Annotated in this window: 22 protein-coding genes and 1 tRNA gene; 12 read left to right on the top strand and 11 right to left on the bottom strand. The window is 64.4% G+C overall.

Annotated features, from left to right (window positions below; all coding sequences use genetic code 11):
- The first annotated feature begins 568 nt into the window (after positions 1-568).
- Positions 569-1,240, top strand: a complete 672-nt coding sequence (locus QMK34_RS34815; protein ID WP_326418949.1) for a class I SAM-dependent DNA methyltransferase — start codon at positions 569-571, stop codon at positions 1,238-1,240.
- Here the strand turns inward: QMK34_RS34815 and QMK34_RS34810 are convergent.
- A complete protein-coding gene (locus QMK34_RS34810; RefSeq protein WP_326418948.1) occupies positions 1,212-2,288 on the bottom strand; it encodes a hypothetical protein in 1,077 nt (358 codons plus the stop codon). The two genes, QMK34_RS34815 and QMK34_RS34810, sit on opposite strands and share 29 nt — an antisense overlap.
- A 158-nt stretch (positions 2,289-2,446) precedes the next feature.
- Here QMK34_RS34810 and QMK34_RS34805 point away from each other — a divergent pair, with 158 nt between their 5' ends.
- Positions 2,447-3,247, top strand: coding sequence for a DUF2470 domain-containing protein (locus tag QMK34_RS34805; protein ID WP_442785275.1), 801 nt, complete (start codon positions 2,447-2,449; stop codon positions 3,245-3,247).
- On the opposite strand, the gene QMK34_RS34800 is transcribed toward QMK34_RS34805, so the two are convergent.
- Entirely contained in the window at positions 3,244-3,714 is a 471-nt protein-coding gene (locus QMK34_RS34800; protein WP_326418947.1) for a PPOX class F420-dependent oxidoreductase, read from the bottom strand. The genes QMK34_RS34805 and QMK34_RS34800 overlap by 4 nt on opposite strands.
- Before the next feature lie 22 nt (positions 3,715-3,736).
- Here QMK34_RS34800 and QMK34_RS34795 point away from each other — a divergent pair, with 22 nt between their 5' ends.
- From QMK34_RS34795 to QMK34_RS34785, 3 genes are all read left to right on the top strand, one after another.
- Positions 3,737-4,549, top strand: a complete 813-nt coding sequence (locus QMK34_RS34795) for a CPBP family intramembrane glutamic endopeptidase (RefSeq protein WP_326418946.1) — start codon at positions 3,737-3,739, stop codon at positions 4,547-4,549.
- A gap of 54 nt (positions 4,550-4,603) precedes the next feature.
- The gene (locus QMK34_RS34790) at positions 4,604-5,788 is read left to right on the top strand and encodes an arginine deiminase (RefSeq protein ID WP_326418951.1); all 1,185 of its coding nucleotides are present in this window, start codon (positions 4,604-4,606) and stop codon (positions 5,786-5,788) included.
- Positions 5,789-5,964: 176 nt separating this feature from the next.
- On the top strand, positions 5,965-6,516 hold the full coding sequence (locus QMK34_RS34785) for a ferritin (protein ID WP_326418945.1): 552 nt from the start codon (positions 5,965-5,967) through the stop codon (positions 6,514-6,516).
- Positions 6,517-6,609: 93 nt separating this feature from the next.
- Here the strand turns inward: QMK34_RS34785 and QMK34_RS34780 are convergent, their stop codons facing one another.
- The 5 genes from QMK34_RS34780 to QMK34_RS34760 form a co-directional block, all read right to left on the bottom strand.
- The gene (locus QMK34_RS34780) at positions 6,610-7,449 is read right to left on the bottom strand and encodes a hypothetical protein (RefSeq protein WP_326418944.1); all 840 of its coding nucleotides are present in this window, start codon (positions 7,447-7,449) and stop codon (positions 6,610-6,612) included.
- Between the two features lie 78 nt (positions 7,450-7,527).
- Positions 7,528-8,013 carry a SigE family RNA polymerase sigma factor gene (locus QMK34_RS34775; RefSeq protein ID WP_326418950.1) on the bottom strand — a complete coding sequence of 162 codons (486 nt, stop codon included), beginning with the start codon at positions 8,011-8,013 and terminating at the stop codon, positions 7,528-7,530.
- A 223-nt stretch (positions 8,014-8,236) separates the two neighbouring features.
- Positions 8,237-8,590, bottom strand: a complete 354-nt coding sequence (locus QMK34_RS34770) for a DUF952 domain-containing protein (RefSeq protein ID WP_326418943.1) — start codon at positions 8,588-8,590, stop codon at positions 8,237-8,239.
- A gap of 86 nt (positions 8,591-8,676) precedes the next feature.
- On the bottom strand, positions 8,677-9,564 hold the full coding sequence (locus QMK34_RS34765) for a DUF5926 family protein (protein WP_326418942.1): 888 nt from the start codon (positions 9,562-9,564) through the stop codon (positions 8,677-8,679).
- 45 nt (positions 9,565-9,609) lie between these two features.
- The gene (locus tag QMK34_RS34760) at positions 9,610-9,750 is read right to left on the bottom strand and encodes a hypothetical protein (RefSeq protein ID WP_326418941.1); all 141 of its coding nucleotides are present in this window, start codon (positions 9,748-9,750) and stop codon (positions 9,610-9,612) included.
- A gap of 51 nt (positions 9,751-9,801) precedes the next feature.
- Here QMK34_RS34760 and QMK34_RS34755 point away from each other — a divergent pair, with 51 nt between their 5' ends.
- On the top strand, positions 9,802-10,062 hold the full coding sequence (locus QMK34_RS34755; protein ID WP_326418940.1) for a hypothetical protein: 261 nt from the start codon (positions 9,802-9,804) through the stop codon (positions 10,060-10,062).
- Positions 10,063-10,353: 291 nt separating this feature from the next.
- Positions 10,354-10,448, top strand: a tRNA-Arg gene (locus tag QMK34_RS34750).
- A 192-nt stretch (positions 10,449-10,640) separates the two neighbouring features.
- Here the strand turns inward: QMK34_RS34750 and QMK34_RS34745 are convergent.
- The 3 genes from QMK34_RS34745 to QMK34_RS34735 form a co-directional block, all read right to left on the bottom strand.
- Positions 10,641-11,123 (bottom strand): hypothetical protein, encoded by a 483-nt coding sequence (locus tag QMK34_RS34745; protein WP_326418939.1) that lies wholly within the window; start codon positions 11,121-11,123, stop codon positions 10,641-10,643.
- Between the two features lie 145 nt (positions 11,124-11,268).
- A complete protein-coding gene (locus QMK34_RS34740) occupies positions 11,269-11,694 on the bottom strand; it encodes a hypothetical protein (protein WP_326418938.1) in 426 nt (141 codons plus the stop codon).
- Between the two features lie 27 nt (positions 11,695-11,721).
- Positions 11,722-12,948, bottom strand: coding sequence for a helix-turn-helix transcriptional regulator (locus QMK34_RS34735; RefSeq protein ID WP_326418937.1), 1,227 nt, complete (start codon positions 12,946-12,948; stop codon positions 11,722-11,724).
- 205 nt (positions 12,949-13,153) lie between these two features.
- Between QMK34_RS34735 and QMK34_RS34730 the strand changes: the two genes are divergently transcribed.
- The 5 genes from QMK34_RS34730 (at position 13,154) to QMK34_RS34710 (ending at position 16,093) form a co-directional block, all read left to right on the top strand.
- Complete coding sequence (locus tag QMK34_RS34730; protein WP_326418936.1) at positions 13,154-13,477, top strand: recombinase family protein; 324 nt, start codon at positions 13,154-13,156, stop codon at positions 13,475-13,477.
- Positions 13,474-13,842: a transcriptional regulator gene (locus tag QMK34_RS34725; protein ID WP_326418935.1), complete on the top strand. Its 369-nt coding sequence runs from the start codon at positions 13,474-13,476 to the stop codon at positions 13,840-13,842. Before QMK34_RS34730 ends, QMK34_RS34725 begins: the two co-directional genes overlap by 4 nt.
- 236 nt (positions 13,843-14,078) lie before the next feature.
- Positions 14,079-14,441 carry a transcriptional regulator gene (locus QMK34_RS34720; protein WP_326418934.1) on the top strand — a complete coding sequence of 121 codons (363 nt, stop codon included), beginning with the start codon at positions 14,079-14,081 and terminating at the stop codon, positions 14,439-14,441.
- A 284-nt stretch (positions 14,442-14,725) separates the two neighbouring features.
- The gene (locus QMK34_RS34715; RefSeq protein WP_326418933.1) at positions 14,726-15,115 is read left to right on the top strand and encodes a hypothetical protein; all 390 of its coding nucleotides are present in this window, start codon (positions 14,726-14,728) and stop codon (positions 15,113-15,115) included.
- Positions 15,116-15,352: 237 nt separating this feature from the next.
- Positions 15,353-16,093: a S1 family peptidase gene (locus tag QMK34_RS34710; protein WP_326418932.1), complete on the top strand. Its 741-nt coding sequence runs from the start codon at positions 15,353-15,355 to the stop codon at positions 16,091-16,093.
- 66 nt (positions 16,094-16,159) lie between these two features.
- Here QMK34_RS34710 and QMK34_RS34705 read toward each other — a convergent pair whose 3' ends face one another.
- Positions 16,160-16,792 (bottom strand): hypothetical protein, encoded by a 633-nt coding sequence (locus QMK34_RS34705; RefSeq protein ID WP_326418931.1) that lies wholly within the window; start codon positions 16,790-16,792, stop codon positions 16,160-16,162.
- Between the last annotated feature and the right edge of the window lie 396 nt (positions 16,793-17,188).

The raw sequence follows: 17,188 nt of genomic DNA, 5'->3' as shown, positions 1-17,188 counted from the left end.
ATCACGTCATCGACCAGGGCCTCCGTGCGTCTGCCTGGCGACGCGGACACCAGGCAGACGCACGAAGAAGCCACTTCAGACGACGCCTCCGCCTCCAGATGCTAGAGATCTAGCCCTGTAGTACTAGCCCTGGACGGCCTGGTAGCAAGAGTAGCCGAGCTATCAACAAAAATAGAAGAAATAACAGAAGAAAAAGAATCAATAACAGACCTAACAGACCAACTAGAAGGAATCCGCCGCGGAGTAATAGAAACCGAACAAGCAACCCGCCGCGCAATACAGTAAAAAAGACAAAAACAAAACCCAACCCCAGCAGTTCTCCCCAACCACAGCGTCTCCGCGAGCCCTGCGAGCGGAGACTTCACCGCCGCGCGCCCTCTTTCAGGCCCGCCAGGGCCTCCCAACTCGCGACGGCAGGTCGCCCCCGTTAAAGCAAAGCCGCACTTACGCACATAGTCAGGGGCGACCTGGCGGCGCGAGTTTGTAAGCGCGCTGGCCAAAAAACACAGGCTTCTAACCACACCTCAGGACTAAACCAAAAGCGCCCCTCCCAAGCTAACCTCCCCCCATGACCGAACCACCCCACCTCACCGAAACCCGCACGGCCTACAACACCGTAGCCACCAGCTACGCCGACCAAGCCGCCTCAGAACTACCCAAAAAGCCCCTGGAACGAGCCCTACTGGCCACGTTCGCCGAACTGGTAGGCCCCGGCCAGGTAGCAGACCTGGGCTGCGGCCCCGGCCGCATAGCAGCCCACCTCAAAACCCTGGGCACCTCAGTATTCGGCATAGACCTCTCCCCAGAAATGGTCGCAACGGCCCAAAAATCCCATCCCGGGCTGACCTTCAAAGTGGGCACGATGTCCACCCTGGACATAAAGGACGAAGAACTCACCGGAATAGTGGCCTGGTATTCCATAATCCACACCCCACCACCCCTGCTACCCACGATATTCGCAGAGTTCAACCGCGTCCTCATCCCAGGCGGCCACCTGATCCTGGCATTCCAAGCAGGCGAAAACAATCGCCTTCACGTCTCCAAGGGCTACGGCCACGACATCTCACTGGACGCCTACCGCCTCTCCCCAGACCACATCACCGACCTGCTGGCGAACGCGGGCCTGACCACCACCGCCCGCCTGATCCGTGAACCAGAAGACTACGAAAAGACCCAGCAGGCCTACCTCCTGGCCCGCAAACCAGCAGAAGTCACTTCCCGAACCGCGCATTGCCGATGACGGGATAGCCAGGCACCGCGGCCCGCCCGACCTTCCCGGGCCGCGGCGCCCCGGCAATCCACAGCTGCCCGGTAACGGCGACGTTGGCCGCCAGCGACGGGTCGACGTAAAGCAGCTGAAAGGTGATCTCCCGCCCGTCAGCCAGCATGGTCCGCCCGTTGACCCTGGCCATTCCCTGGTAGCCGATCCGCACCACCCCGTCCACCACCACCCGCAGCTCGGTCCAGGTGCCCGCCCGCCACGCCTCGGCATACCGGGGTACGGACGCCGCTGTGCCGAGGGCGGCGACCACCATCAGGCCACTGAGCAGGACGGAAACGTTCGGGATGAAGTCGCGAAGGGCGGGATTCGGGTCGGGCGGGAAGTCGAAATGCACCCAGACCAGCAGAGCGGCGTAAAAGACGTAGAGCCCGACCAGCACCCACAACACCCTGAGGAGCGCGCGGAGGTGGGCACCGACCACCGGATCATCGGCGGGGGACGTGGGTGTCCTGCTTAGCTCGGCGAGCGGCACAGAGCCGGACGACGGTTCCGCTCGCAGGCGGCCAGGGCGCACGGAGAGGCTGCCCGGCAGCAGTACGAGTACGCGGCCACGGCGATCGGGCCCGAGAACCCACACCCGCCGCTGACCGGCGAGTTGCCGGCGGGCGGGCTCCGGCAGCCGCATCACGAGCCAGTCCGGCCCGTCCCCGGGAACCCGGAGACTGACCTTCGAACCCGACACGAGCACCCCGTCGGACTCGAGGTGAAGCGGCCTGAACGCGGTCCCCAGCAGCTTCTCCGCCCGGCCGAAGACCAGCGTGCAGCGCACGAGGTAGAAAGTCAGCGGGACGAACATCGCCAGTAGCAGGACCGGCGCGGCGATCCCGTAGCCACCGAAGCTCAGCCACACCCCCGCCGCCGCGATCGGCAGGCACACGATCGCCTGCCGTCGCCTGCGCCTGCGGTTCTTCCCGACGAGCTCCCTGAACACCGGCATGGCACTCGCGGGCAGATCAGGACGCGGCTCCAGCACGGCCACCCGATCGGCCTGAGAATCAGCTTGCACAGTTGTCCCCCCTACTGCCCGACTATTCGGCGACATCCCGAAGATCGTTACCAGCCCGGACTCGAACGACGCCGAGCCCGCTCAGGTGATCGCCGGGTGAGACGGCTTCCCTCCACCCCTCAATTCAGGTTAGGCTCACCTAACCAAGGAGGTGAGCCGTGACCGAAGCCCCGATGACCATCCGCCGTCCACCGGCCCCGAACCCCGCCGAGCGCGCGAAGACGATCGCCTCCCGCAACGGGCCGGCGACGCTGATGCCGACCGTGGAACGCACGGACAACGACGTCGAGCGCGTCGTTCCCGTCCTGCACCACGTGCACTCCAGCGGCAGCGTCAGCGTGCTGCTGCCGGACGGGCATTCGCTGGTCAAGGCCACGAAACAGACGCAGCGAGGCGAGCTCGCGGTGATGATCGAGCTGGCCGACCACGCGCCCGTCGACCTCCGCGAGCCGATCCGCGGCCTGCTGTGGATCACCGGCTGGCTCCGCCCGCTCACCGAGGTCTCGGCCCGCGCGCGGGCCGTCTCGATCGCCGAGACGCGCCCGGACCCGCGGCTGCTCGACGTCGGCCACGGGCTGACGGTGCTCCGCCTGACCCCGGCCTCGCTCGTGCTCGCCGACGCCGAGGGCACGCATTCGCTGCGCCCGCACATGTTCAGCGCGGCCCCGCCCGACCCGTTCCACGACTACGAGGCCGACTGGCTACGCCACCTCGAGAGCGACCACGCCGACGTCGTGGACCAGCTCGCCAAGCACCTGCCGCCCGCGCTGCGCGACGGCCGGATCCGGCCGCTGGGCCTGGACCGCTTCGGCCTGCGGCTGCGCGTCGAGTCGGACAGCGGCGACCACGACGTCCGGCTGGCCTTCTCGCGCCCTGTCGACGGGCCGCCGCAGCTGGCGATGGAGATCCAGCGCCTGGTCGGCTGCCCGATGCACCACCGCCAGGACGAACACGGTTAGGGCGTGTCTGGCAGTTCCGCCGGGAAGCCGCCCTTCGCGATCGGGCCCCAGCTGTCGATGGTGACGCGGATCAGGCTCTTGCCCTGCTTCCGCATCGCCTCGCGGTACTCGTCCCAGTCGGGGTGCTCGCCGGAGATGCTGCGGAAGTAGTCGACCAGTGGCTCGATCGAATCGGGCAGGTCGAGCACCTCGGCGGTGCCGTTGACCTGCACCCACTGGCCGTTCCACTCGTCGGAGAGCACGCAGGCGGACACCTTCGGGTCGCGCCGGATGTTGGCGATCTTCGCGCGCTTGGGGTAGGTCGAGATCACCAGCCTGCCCTCGTCGTCGATCCCGGAGGTGACCGGGGAGAGCTGGGGGCCGCCGTCGGCCTTGGTGGTCATCAGGATGAGCCGATGACGTGTCCGGAGGAACTCGACGAGTCCCGCGCGGTCGATCTTTTCGTTGGTTGCGATAGTCCGTGCCATAACCCGACGGTAACGTGCCCGCATGAGCTCCACCGTGCGATCCTGGCTCGCCCCCGGGCGCCCCGCGTTCCCGGAGACATGCACCGACCAGGGCGAGCGCCGCGCGATCAAGCTCGAACTCGTCATCGTCTTCGGCATCACGCTGGGCCTTTCCGGGCTGCGCAGCCTGCTGTCCCTTGTGGACTCGCTGCTGAAGCCGGTTCCGCTGGCGCAGCAGCAAGTTCAGATCAACGTGCCACAGGCGGCGGCGAGCCTGATCGACCTGCTCAAGCAGCTGCTGAGCGTCGCGCAGCTGCTCGGCTTCGGCGCGCTCGGGCTCTACCTGCTGTGGCGCGGCGGGATCAAGCTCACCAGGATCGGCCTCGACCGCCGTTCCCCCGGCAAGGACGCCCTGCTCGCGCTCCTGCTCGCGGCGGTCATCGGGATCCCCGGCCTCGGTCTGTACTTCCTTTCGTACCACCTCGGGTTCAGCCTCGCGGTGCAGCCGTCCACGCTGGGCGACACCTGGTGGCGGCCGATCACGCTGACGCTGTCCGCGTTCGGCAACGCCTTCGCCGAGGAAGCGCTCGTCATCGGCTACCTGCTGACCCGGCTGCGCCAGCTCGGCGTGCGGGAGAACTCGTCGCTGGTCGGCGCGGCCGTTTTGCGTGGTTCGTACCACCTGTACCAGGGCTTCGGCGGGTTCGTCGGCAACTTCGTGATGGGCCTGATCTTCGGCAGGTTGTGGCAGAAGACAAACCGGCTCTGGCCGCTGGTGGCCGCGCACACGCTGTTCGACGTCGTGTCGTTCCTCGGTTACGCCATATTGAAGGGGCATGTTTCCTGGCTCCCGTAGTACGCGTTCATTACGCTCGGGTCCGTGACCAGTGAATCCGCCACCGCACCCAGGGTGGACAGCGAAGTCGGACCGCTCCGGACAGTTCTGCTGCACCGGCCGGGCAACGAGCTCAAGCGGCTGACCCCCCAGAACAACGACCAGCTCCTGTTCGACTCCATCCCGTGGGTGGGCCGGGCACAGGAGGAGCACGACGCCTTCGCCGAGGTGCTGCGCGGGCGCGGGGTGGAGGTCATCCTGGTGGCCGACGCGTTGCGCACGGCGCTCGCCGACCCGCGGGCCCACGCGGCCGGGGTGCACGCCGCGGTGGACGACCGGCGGCTCGGGGCCGACCTGGGCGACTCGCTGCGCTCGCACCTGTCCAGCACGAACGCGGCCGCGCTGGCCGAGGTGCTGATGGCCGGGATGACCTTCGAGGAGCTGCCCTACAGCGAGGGCGCCTCACTGGTCAGGATGATGAACCACCCGCACGATTTCGCCGTGGACCCGCTGCCGAACCTGTTGTTCACCCGCGACTCCTCGGCCTGGATCGGCGACCGGGTGGCGGTCTCCTCGCTCACCATGCCCGCCCGCCGCCGGGAGACCGCGGTGTTCGACCTCGTTTACGCCTACCACCCGCGGTTCCGGCACGCCGCCCGCGCGTACGGCGCGCATTCGGCGCCGATCGAGGGCGGCGACGTGATGCTGCTGGCGCCTGGCGTGGTCGCCATCGGTGTCGGCGAGCGGACGACCGCCGCCGGTGCCGAGTCGCTGGCCCGGTCACTGTTCGCCGACGGCATCGCGCACACCGTGCTCGCCGTCCCGATCGAGCAGGCCCGCGCGACCATGCACCTCGACACCGTGTGCACGATGGTCGCGGCCGACGCGGTCGTGATGTACCCGCTTTCGCGCGACTCGCTGACCGCGTTCACCATGCGGCCCACCGACGACGGTTCGGTCAAGGTGGAGGGCCCGGCGCCGTTCCTGATCGCGGCGGCCGAGGCGATGGGCATCGACCGGCTCCGCGTCATCGACACCGGGCTCGACCCGGTGACCGCGGAACGCGAGCAGTGGGACGACGGGAACAACACGCTCGCGCTCGCGCCGGGCGTCGTCGTCGGGTATGAGCGCAATCTGGAGACGAACGCCCGTCTGGAGGCCTCCGGCATCGAGGTGCTGCCGATCGCGGGCTCGGAACTGGGCTCTGGCCGCGGTGGCCCGCGCTGCATGTCCTGCCCGGTGCTGCGCGACTCGATCTGATTGATCCCGGCAATACTGAGTCACTAAATAAAGTAAGCCTTCCCTAAAATGCTTCATTATTTTAGGGAAGGCTTACTTTATTTAGTCGCGCCTTGCCATAGGAATGGTAACCTAATAGGGGGTACATCACCAGTGACAAGTGGAAAACAATGGCAATACCGGGTACCTTTTGAGTCATGGCCCTCTTGAAGAAAGAACCGCGCTCCAAGTTCTACGAACTGCTGCAGGCGCAGATCCACAACGAGTTCAACGCGTCCCAGCAGTACATCGCGCTGGCGGTCTGGTTCGACTCGGAGGACCTGCCCCAGCTCGCCAAGCACTTCTACAAGCAGTCGGTCGAGGAACGCAACCACGCGATGGCGCTCGTCCAGTACATGATGGACACCGACCACCACGTCGAGATCCCCGCCACCGGCGATGTCCGCAACACCTTCTCCGAGGTGACCGAGCTCGTCGAGCTCGCGCTGGCCCAGGAGAAGGAGGTCGCCGCCGACATCCAGACCCTGGCGAAAGCGGCCCGCGCCGAAGAGGACTACATGGGCGAGCAGTTCACCCAGTGGTTCCTCAAGGAGCAGGTCGAGGAGATCTCGCAGATGACGACGCTGCTTCACATCATCAAGCGCGCGAACGGCAACCTGTTCGAGGTCGAGGCGCACCTGCACCGCGAGTCCGTCGGCGACGGCGGCGCGGACGCGGGTATGCCCCCGGTGGCCGGCGGTTCGCTCTGACCCGCTCGCGCCGAATTCGGCCGTGAGAACGACGGAAACCCGGGCCCTCCCCCTGGAGAGGCCCGGGTTTCTCGTTTTTGGTTGTTACCGCTTTCAGCCGGCGCAGTCCTGGGCGACGCTGTAGAGATCCACCCGCTCGACCGTTTCGGCCGGGGTCAGCGCAAACCGGTAGGTGCTCGTCGGCCCCGCGGGCGCGGCGACCGCCGACGTGGTGTCGGAGGCTCCGGGGTACGTGGCGAGGACCTCGTCCTTGGTGGAGCCGACGCCGATCCCCTCCGGCGTGTGCGCGGGCATCGCCGGGACCACGATCACCAGCCCGTTGCCCGGCGAGATCGCCACGCTGCCGCCGGGCGGCACTCCGGCGCCGCTGACGTCGTAATACACGCAAGGCTCGCTCGTTTCGCGCTTGGTGAGCGTGGCGCCCTGCTTCGCGGCGTCGGCCTCGGTCATACCGAGCTTGAGCTGGCCGAACCCGTACGCCGAGAGCACCGGGCCCGTCTGGACCTTGTTGGCGGGGCTGGTCACCGGGGTCGGCGTGTCCTTCGGCGAGACCCTGGTCGACTCGTTGGGCTCCTGGGTCGGGGCCGTGCGGGCGCCGGTTTCCGGCACCGCGGGCGGCGGGAGGGCACTGGACAGCGACGGCGACTCGGAAGTGGCGGGTTGCGCCTGCGCCGAACTCACCCGCAGCTGATCCGCCGTCATCGCCGCGTTGTTGTCCCTGGCCCGCACCTTGACCACGGTCAGCCCGCCGATGACCAGCACGGCGGCCGCGGTGACGGACAGCCCGGACAGGACCGCCTGACGGCGGTGGCGACGACGCCGGGCCCCGGCGACGATCGCCTGCTCGGCGTGCGTCTCGGGCTGGATCTGCAGGGCCTCGTCCGCGAACAGTGTTCGCAGCCGCCGCTCCAGCTCGTCCTCGGAGGCGGTCAACCCGCATCCCTCCCTTCCGTTCATAGCGGCCGAGTCGTTCCGGCGGTGGTTCTTCAAACCGTGGTCATTCCGGCAGGGTCATTCCGGCAGGGTCAGCTTCGTGCGCAACGAGGAAATCGCCTTGCTCGCCTGACTCTTCACTGTGCCCTGGCTGACGCTCAGCGCCGCCGCGATCTCGGCTTCGGACAGTCCTTCGTAGTAACGCAGGACCATGACCGCGCGTTGCCTCGGCGGCAGGGCTCGCACCGCTTGCCACAGTGGTTCGTGCTCGAACGGGTCGGCGGGGGTGAACGGCTTGGTGTCCGCCACGTCGGCGACCAGGTTCTCGCGCTTGGTCCGCCGCCAGCGGCTGACGTGCGCGTTGGCCATCGACCGGCGGATGTAGGCGAGCGGGTCGCCGGTCTTGTGCTGGACATGGGTCCAGCGGGAGCCGATCTTCTCCAGCACGGTCTGCACCAGGTCGGCGGCGTCGTGCGGATTGCCGGTCAGCGCGTGGCCATAGCGAAGCAGTCCGGGCAGGCTCGCCCGGACGAACTCGCCGAAGTCACTGAGCTCGCCCGGCACGGACGATTCCTTCCCTCGGCTCTCGCTGACCACCCGGATATCGCCCCCTGCGAAGACGGCCACGGAAGCGGTCACCGTATCGCCTCCTCCCAGGGTCATGTCTCCAGGCATCAGTTCGTCGCCACTCGCAAAACGCATGACCTCCCCCTCAGGTTGTCCGACTGTGGTGCTCATTTCGAGGGACGCCCGGATGGGGGATGGGTTGCCTCGGGGTAACCGCAGGTCAACGTTGTGACAATGTCTCAGGCAGCAGGAAGCTCCCGTCGCCCTGAGCTGGGAATTCGTGGACCGCGACGACCGCGGCGCGCGGGATGGGGCCGTAAACGTGCGGGAACCAGATACCGGCGGGACTCGGCGGGTTCCCGTCCTCCCAGCGAACCGGGACGCCGACCTTCGCGGGGTCGATCTCGAGCAGGAGGAGATCGGTCCGGCCGAGGTAGACGACGTTGGCCGGAAGGGCCACGGTGCCAGGGTCGGAGCAGTGGATGTACCCCACGGCGTCGAGCGAGGGCGCCCGGTACTCGCCGTCTTCAGGCACCTTCGACCACTCTTCGGTGCCGCAGATATGCAGGATCATGCCCCGATAGTGCCAGTGCGCACCGACGATTCGCGGCCTCTCGCGCACGAGAGACCACGAATCGCCGACGAGTTGCGGCGTACGGGCTAGCGGATGGTGAGCTGGCGGCCGACCAGGCCGTCGCGCGCCCGGCGCTCGGCGGAGCTCAGCGGCTCGGCGTCGAGGGACTTCAGCGCGGCCGCCAGCCGGGCGCCGAGCTCGTCCTTGCCGTCCGCCCACTCGCGCGCGTGCGCCTCGGTGTCGAGGTCCCAGACCGGGACGAGCAGACCGTGCGCACGGAACGAACCGGCGTACCGCGAGCCCTCGCCGAGTCCGATCTCGCCGGCCGCGGACAGCCGCGCAAGCGCTTGCATCAGCAGGTTCTCGATCTCCGGGCGGACCCAGCGCAGGTGCGCCTTGTCCCCGGCGAGCACCCAGTAGGCACCGGCGCCGAGCCGCTCGGTCGGCATGATCGCGGCGTTCGCGCGTTCGAGCGAGAGCGCGACGTCACCGCTCGCGTCGGCGTCCTCGGGCAGCCACCAGGCGAAGTCGGTGTGCACGGTGACGTCGAGCTCGGTGCCCGGGATGAGCACATCCTGGAGGCGGGACTGCTCGTCGGCGGCGGGCGGCGTGGTGGTGTCCGGCACGGACAGCACGTCACCCGGCTTCGCCCGCAGCACCCACTGGATGGACCGGCCGAGGTCGCGGCTGATGTCCGAGGAGCGCGTCTGCACCTGCATGCCGACGAACCGTTCACCGTCGGAGCGGACGAACGCGGCGGCGGCCATCGGGAGCACCGTGCCGAGCGTGACGGTCTCCTCGACGTCACCGGCCAGCGCCAGCTTCGCCGTCGCGGACGGGACGAACTCGCGCATCGCGATCAGCTCGGCCTCGGCGGCCAGGCCCTCGAACGGCTGCCCGACGAAGACGTCGCGCACCTTCGGCTTGCGGTCCACGGTCGTCTTGGGACCCTTTTTGCGCGCGCCCTTGCCCACTTCAGCCTCCTGATGCTCGGATTGAGACGCTATCGAACGCCCGGCTCAGTCCGCGTTGCGGGCCATGAACGTCCCCGCGTCACCGGCCGCCGGATCCACGAACACGATGTCGTCGGGGCGCCTGCGCGGCACATCGATCGCCAGCACCACCAGCGGCTGCTCGTCGATACGCGGCGTACCGTGCACCTACTCTCCGACTACCAGAAGCGCCCTGACCTGCTAACTGATCTCACCAGCGTGACCGAACAACTACGGAAAGCTATCAAAGCTGGTAGTGAGACCGTCGAACACAGCGTCAAATCAGACAAACCAGTCCAGTTGAAGCAGCCGACTGCAGAACAACAACTTGGAGACCAGAAAGTACGATTGCTCATCAAGCAGTACCAAGATGGGGCAAGCGCCAAAGATCTAGCTGTGCGATTCGAGATCAGCAAACATAGCGTGCGCCGGTTGCTAACGAAGCACAAGGGGCGACACAAGGATGCACCTCAAGAATAATAATACCGGAATATGTTCATAAATCAAGTCCAGTCTAAGTAGTGGCCTGCTACTGTCAAACGGAAAGCTCTCCAAGTAGTGCGGAAGTCGAAAAGACTGCACAACGTAGCCATCCTAAGTAAGCACAACCAAAATAGTTGGAAGTTGATTGACGATACGTTATAATATAAGAGCGCACGACTGAAACGGGATATAAGGTTTAGCACACCAAGCACATTCATACCAAAAAGTATCCATGAGCATTGATGATCGGCTAAAACCCGTCAAAGCTCGTGGGTACTTTTTCATTACGGAGGGGTAGCCAAGTGGTTTAAGGCAGCGGCCTTCTAAACCGACAAATGTATTTAGTCATACATTCAAGGGTTCGAATCCCTTCCCCTCCGCCAATCTTATAGATACAAAAAACCTCCCCGACCGGGAGGTTTTTTGCTTAGTCATACATTCGAACTACTAGCTCGATAAGTAAAGTATAGCATCCGCGCGGGTGGATTAGCAATTGCATAAGCCTGCGAGTAATTGCAAGTCCACCCGCGAACGTCATTGCCGCATCTTTCCGAAAAGTACGGCCGTTAACTTATTCAGTGACCAGCGAAGAACTGGTGTACGCCGCCGCAGGCGGATAGACAGTTGTCGCAGGTTACCGGCATTCCGGCGCGAAAGCCGTCGCCATGCTTATCTCGGAGTTCACTTGTCGAGATAGAGACAGATTCAATTCGTGCATCCGGTTGTGCCGGTTGTGCAACGAACGAAACTTCCATAATCTCGGCGTCGGTAATCCTATGTATGCATCTCTGTCCGTTGTACTCCCTGCCTCGTATATGCTCACACTCGTCAGGGTCGCCGCCGCATATGGAACACTCCATCGCTCTTATCTTCATGCCAACACTCATACCGACACGATTGTGTGCCAGCGCAACCGGGCATTGTTGGTGATACTGCCCGTTCTCAAACTTTAGAAGACAGCCTTTGGGGAACCTGTCGCGTGCCAGCTTGCCCGCCGCGTCCAGCCGGGTGTGTGCCACCTCAAACTGTGCCGTATCTTCATATTCGAGATAGTTCATAGCTCCGCGCAAAGTATGCAGGCATTGCCGCAGTTCAGCGTGCAGCTCCGGGGTGGAACCCTCGGTAGCTAGTAGTCGCGCCACACGCCCATACGCGTTGCTGCCAGCGCGCAAGCGCTTAGCGCCCTCAGTCGGCGTGCCGTCGCTAGTCCCGGATGTCAAGGTCAAACGCCTTAATCGCTTCCACGACGTCCGACCCGGCACCATCTGCCTTGAACTTGACGACATCACCATTCTCTTTGCGCATCGAATACTCTACATGTAAAATCGAGTCTTTGACGTCACGACGCATGGCGTGAAAGTAGTTCATTATCGCTGTGGCAACAATATTTGCCGGGATATTCGCCAAGACGTTCAGGGTAAAATCTAGTACTGGAACCCAAACGTCGAATGCTTTAAATTCAACGAGCGTTCGTTCTGCCCTCTCGTGTTCATACTCGACGCTGAAACCCTGCTCGCGCAAGAGCTTCATAAAATCGCTTGCGCTGGCCGGATAGCGATGTTCGCCGTTGGCGCGCTCGCTGTCCATGCCCGGAACGCCTGCACGTATGACAACCTTAGTTTCGGACATCCACGTAGCCCTTTCGATTGATGAGCCTTACGAACTTCGCCGCAACTCCTCATACGCCTCGCGCAAATCCTTGGCGTCAGGCATTTTGCGTGCTTCCACCGCCTTGACTACTTCGGCCGCACGCCAGTGGTTGGAGGGCACCACACATCCGGACGCTATGGCTACGTGCGTTGCACCAACGGCTTCGTCCATGCGATCACTGACAATCAAGGCCAGGGCTAGATCAAGGTTGGCGGACGCCACCCGGCGCGGCCATTTGCCAACGTTGTTGTTCGGTGCCAGTCGTGCCAGAATTTCCCGGGCAAACCCCTCGGCGGCAGGGTCGCCCGCCCACGCCAGCGTGGTCGCCATGTACGCCACTGACTTATTCGGGTCGTAGCGGTAATGGTGTTCGGGTCGGTCGGGCACTTGGAGCGGCGACACCAGCCGGTTGACGCGTTCAATAGCGTCGTACATTGCTTTGGATTCGCCAAGCCGCGCCAATGCGCGACCCTCTTGCGCGGTGGCCTGAATCGCAATCGAGGTGCCAATCGGCGCAAAGGCTTGGGCACGCCGCGCCAGATCAAGGGCACCGTGGTAATTGCCATCGGTGAGCGACCACCAGGCATCGGTTTCGTAGCCCCACGCCCGAATTTCATCGTGTTCGGCATGGACAGCTAAACTGTCAGCCGTGCGCAAGCGTGCTCGCGCGGCGGCCGGTTGCTTGAGGTCAATATGGACGGTAGCGGCTAATAAGGATAGCCAGCCACCGACCACCAACAACCGGCGGTGCTCGGCTAACGTTTTGCGGGCGTCCATAAGTTGCGACACATACTTGAGGTAGCCGCGAATACGATCAACGAGTTCAGCGGGTGGCGTGATCGAATAGGCGATTGCCAGGTCGTCAACAATCGTTTCCAGTTGCGTAAGGGTCTCGTTGCCGACGTCACTGGCGCCAACGCGCCGAGCAAGCTCCCACGCGGCGGCTTCGTCGTCGTCATCAGCCGGGCGTGCTGGTAAGAACGCTCGAGCCGCCGGAAGCCGCGTGGCGAGTTCGGCGGGCGACACCCCTTCTTGCAACAGCGCTTCCAGCTCGTCACGGGACACGGCCAGCAAGCGGGCAACTTTGGCGCGCTTGTGAGGGAGCGGCTCGGCCTTGCCCAGCTCCCACCGCCCGACTGTCGCGGTGTCCATGTTGAGTGCCTCACCAAGGCTCTCTTGGGTGTACCCGGCCGCCTTGCGTACCCGGATGAGCCGCGTCCGCTTGCCCGCCATGCCGTCCCACCTCCGTGACCGGTGTCCGTGTGCCGTTCCCGCAGGTCAAGCCTACCAACGCCGGATGTGTGCGCAGATCGTGCCTGGTTGGTGGCCTGGTGTGACGATCACCTGCCGATCAAGGTCGGATGGTGTCACCCGTTCACCAGCCACCAGGGACGACCCGATGCCTACGCCACTCCTCACCCGCCCACCGATAGCTTCGGTGGCAACGCCCGCCGCCTACGCCTACATGCGCGTGCCGTGCGACATCCCTGACGCCAAAGTGCGCCGCATGGAGTACGAGCTACGGCACTTCGCCGAGGACAAGGGCTTCCAGTTGGCGGCCATTTTCCCGGAGTTCGAGTGTGGTCGCTTTGAGGCCTTTGCCGATCTGCTGCAAGAACTCCAACGCGCCGAGGCGCACGTGGTCATCGTGCCGACGTTCCGGCACCTGGCGCGCAACACCCTGTTGCAAAATATGCTGCTGAACCGCTTGGAGACACAAGCGCACGCCGAGGTGTTTGCATTGGTGGAGACACTCGGATGACTCTTCCCAGTCCGAGCAACCTCCGCAGTGCGCCGCATGAGGTGCTGTCTGACCTTGTACGGCTACGGATTACCTGCCTGCTGGATACCAGTGAGTGGCGACGGTTTACGGCCTTGTGCGAACTGGCGGGCATCTCGCAAGACCGCCTGAAGCGGCATTTCTACTTGCTCCGTTCGCGGGGCTATGTAACCACCACCCGCCTTGCCCGCGAGTCCACCAGTTGGGCACTGCTCACAAGCTACGGCGAAACCGAACGGACTGCCTACCTCCACATGTTGGCGGAACTGCCTGGTGAGATCGAGCGCCACACGACCGAACTGCGAGCGAAACAACCGAACTGGTTTTGCCAGGTTGGTGCGATGTGAACACTCCCACGGTCACGTTAGCGGAGACGCCCTAATGCCCCTCCCAAGCCGGAACCATCCCGCCAAGCGTCGGGCGTTTGCCGAACGACTCAAGACCGCGTACGAAGCAGGCGAAACCACGTATAGCTTGGCGGCCGACCACGACGTATCGGTACACACCGTCTGGCGACTCCTGAAAGCCACCAACACCACCATGCGCCCGACCGGTCCCAAACCGTACCGGAACGGCCGCTGATATGACCAATCTGGAAGACTTGGCCTTTTTCCGTGACCTCGACCCGGTGCTCCTCGGGGCGCACCGGTTGCGAATCCTGCTGTTGCTGCGCCATGACGCCTGGTGCCGGTTGGGGTTTATCCGCGACACCCTTGCCGTGAACGCCACCACTTTGTCACGCCAGGTTGCCACCCTCCGCGCCGCTGGATATGTCGAAACATATAGCGGTGTCCGTGGCCGAACGTGGGTGCGACTGACTGCTGTTGGTGACGCCCAAACGAGTACGCATATCGAGGCGATTCGCCACTTCGCGGAACTGGTCACCGACGACACGCTGCCGGATGACCTCGACCCGTCCGACTGGTGTATGGGAGACCCGGCATGAAGCGCCAAACGATTGAGCTGGTCAACGCCTTGCAAGCTGGCGGGGAGGACATTCCCGATGTGTAATTCGCCCCCGAAGCTAGCTGACGCTCTCAGACTGGTGACCCGCCATCTGGTAGATATCTCCGACCGTTTAGACACGGGGTATCTTACGGCGCAGGAACTTCACGAATGTGCCAACCTACTCACCGACTTGTCGCAAGCGGTCCACCTCTACGCCGACAAGCTTGCTGTGTCGCCTGGCGCTACCGGCCGCCATGCCCTCCGTGAACCACCACCTGAGCGGTGAACCCGGTGGCGGCGTTCTTGGTGCTTGCCGGTGGCGGGTTGTTGCTGGCTGGACTCGTTCGCTTCTTTGTCCGGAGGCAGCGGGTTGCGCGCCTGCAACGGTGGGATGACGAAGGCGTTTCCGTGCGGGCAATCTCCGCGCGACTGGTCGAGGAAGAAAGCCACGAACAACTGGCCGTCGCTAATACCGAAATATTGCCGGCCCTTCCAGTGGACGACGTACCGACCGAAGTGTTTCCGGCAGTGGCGGCCCTGCCGCCCTTGCCATGTCGCAAGCGACCGTATGTCGAGCAGCAACCGACACCGTGGAAACGGCACGCGGCAGTATCTAGTCCTGACCCGGTACTGATGCGCCGGGTGTTGGAGGGGTTGCGGCGGTTGACGTGACAGACGCAAAAAGTCGCTGCCGCATGGTGTACCACATTACCTTTTCCACTTTCACCGGATGAGCAGCCGCCTCCCGCGCCCCCTAAGCCCCTCCGGATTCCCCGGAGGTTTTTGTACGCCCAACCAAGAAAAAGAGGAATGTTGAGAAAGACTGTAATCACGTCTGCCGTTGCGCTGCTCGGACTGGCTAGCCTGTGTAGTCAGGCTACGGCCACGGCCGCCGTACAACCGAACCTGGTGGGTGGTCACGAAGCCACCGGCAATACGTCGTGGATGGCCTCGCTCCAGTACGACGCTCCGACCTACGGCCGTGTGGCCTGGCACACCTGCGGCGCGGCGCTGTTGTTCCGCTCGTGGGTGGTCACCAACGCCCATTGCGTTACCGACCCGCCGGGCGACTCCGGCGGCATCCCCACCGCGGCTAAGTCGTTCTCGGTGCGGGTTGGCTCCAAGGACCGTACCCAGGGCGGCGAGACGGCCCAGGTGGTCAAGATCGTGGTGCATCCTGGCTGGCAGTGGTCAGCCGGTGCGCCCGCTCAGCCCGTAGATGACGTGGCCCTGCTCCAGCTCGACCACCCCGTGAACGAGCAGCCCATCCAGCTCGGCGGCCGTGCCGCCAAGCCTGGTGAGCGAGTCACCCTCTACGGCTGGGGTGCTGACCAGCCGGATGGCGGGGGCAACCTGCCGCTGAAGCTCCAGCAGCTTGAGACCAAGGTGCTCCCACCGGCCAAGTGCGCAGATGCGGGCCAGTCGGTCGGAGAGATCTGTACCAGCAACCCCCGTGGAACGGATGGCCCCGGCCCCGGTGACTCTGGCGGCCCGGCGGTCGCCCTGGTACGCGGGGTGCCGCAGCTCGTGGGCACCTGTAGCCGGGCGGCGGCGCAGTACCCCGGTGAAAAGCCCACCGTCTACACCAGTGAGCCGGATTTCCGGGGCTGGTTGTACGACACGGCGAGGGGAGTTCCGGCGACGTCCTAGCTGACGCGAACGACAAACGCGAGGTCACTTGGGTGCTGTGGCCTGGCGTTTGTCGTCTCCGAGTAGTCAGGGACCGTATAGATCACGCATCGCCTCACGGGCTTCGCTCTCGGCGTCGAACTTTTCGCGGAGGCCGGTATCAGTGGCATCCAAGTAGTGCGCGACACCTTCCATCGCCTCGTGGAACTTGCGCAGATGCACACGGGGCAGCGCTTCGAGCGTCGGCGAACCGTCCCGCGCAACCGGGTATCTGAAGTGCTCGGATGTGGGATCGAAGTCCTGGAGTTGGGTAAGGATGCGCTCGACGTCGTCCAGGCGGGCTCGGTCGTCATCCCGATAGACCTCGTCGAGCAGCTTCCGGGTGCGCGACCACAGGGGTCCGATCTTGTGCGTACGCGGGAAGTCGACCTCTTCACGCTTGCAGCGTTGGCACTGGATGATGAGGTTCTTGAGCTGGAGCTCCACGTGATGACGCCAGCACATCAAGAACGGGTAGACCAGATAGTCCTGGTCACGCCCAGTGGCTGCGACCTGGGCGACGATGAGGCTGGCAGCCTTCCAGTAGCCGCCGATGTAGCCGATCCACTGGTCCCGAGGCCAGTCCATGCAAGCGATGAAATGCCAGTCATCATCACCAGCGAGCAAGTCAGCTTGCGGGTTGGGCCAGGGCGTCGGCTGAGACTCAAACGGGTCGGTCATCGGGGTAGTGTGCACCGCCGCTCCGATAAGTGTCGAGGCGATTATCGCAGCGGGACCGTTATTCCCAGTCATCCTGAATACGCTGTGGATCGATTTTGTATTTCCAATTATCTATCGGCATCATCGAGTGCAGGTCACCGCGGATACGTTGCGGTGTTCCAACGGGTCCCGATCTACGGCATCGCCCCTGGACCTGTGGACGAGAAGCGCCACCTCGCACCAGGGGGGAGGATGCGACGTGGCGCTCACCAGCCTATATGCCCCTAAGCTCGGTGTTCCAATCTCTTGGGAGCGCTATGTCGGTCGAGGAGGTCGTCGCAGTCGTTCGAGCTGTGACCGCACAGTTGCCCACGGCCGCCCTGGAGCAGGCCCGCCGGGCTGCTGGACGACGCCCGC

Source organism: Amycolatopsis sp. H20-H5 (assembly GCF_035828755.1).
Taxonomy (GTDB): Bacteria; Actinomycetota; Actinomycetes; order Mycobacteriales; family Pseudonocardiaceae; genus Amycolatopsis.
The sequence above is the reverse complement of the archived record's forward strand: the minus strand, read 5'-3'. Positions and strand labels throughout refer to the sequence as shown.

Coding starts and splice junctions, on each gene's coding strand:
- QMK34_RS34745 (WP_326418939.1), bottom strand. CDS start 11,123: ATGAACTATCTCGAATATGAAGATACGGCACAGTTTGAGGTGGCACAC.
- QMK34_RS34785 (WP_326418945.1), top strand. CDS start 5,965: ATGGCCCTCTTGAAGAAAGAACCGCGCTCCAAGTTCTACGAACTGCTG.
- QMK34_RS34720 (WP_326418934.1), top strand. CDS start 14,079: ATGACCAATCTGGAAGACTTGGCCTTTTTCCGTGACCTCGACCCGGTG.
- QMK34_RS34770 (WP_326418943.1), bottom strand. CDS start 8,590: ATGATCCTGCATATCTGCGGCACCGAAGAGTGGTCGAAGGTGCCTGAA.
- QMK34_RS34735 (WP_326418937.1), bottom strand. CDS start 12,948: ATGGCGGGCAAGCGGACGCGGCTCATCCGGGTACGCAAGGCGGCCGGG.
- QMK34_RS34725 (WP_326418935.1), top strand. CDS start 13,474: ATGACTCTTCCCAGTCCGAGCAACCTCCGCAGTGCGCCGCATGAGGTG.
- QMK34_RS34705 (WP_326418931.1), bottom strand. CDS start 16,792: ATGACCGACCCGTTTGAGTCTCAGCCGACGCCCTGGCCCAACCCGCAA.
- QMK34_RS34740 (WP_326418938.1), bottom strand. CDS start 11,694: ATGTCCGAAACTAAGGTTGTCATACGTGCAGGCGTTCCGGGCATGGAC.
- QMK34_RS34795 (WP_326418946.1), top strand. CDS start 3,737: ATGAGCTCCACCGTGCGATCCTGGCTCGCCCCCGGGCGCCCCGCGTTC.
- QMK34_RS34815 (WP_326418949.1), top strand. CDS start 569: ATGACCGAACCACCCCACCTCACCGAAACCCGCACGGCCTACAACACC.
- QMK34_RS34800 (WP_326418947.1), bottom strand. CDS start 3,714: ATGGCACGGACTATCGCAACCAACGAAAAGATCGACCGCGCGGGACTC.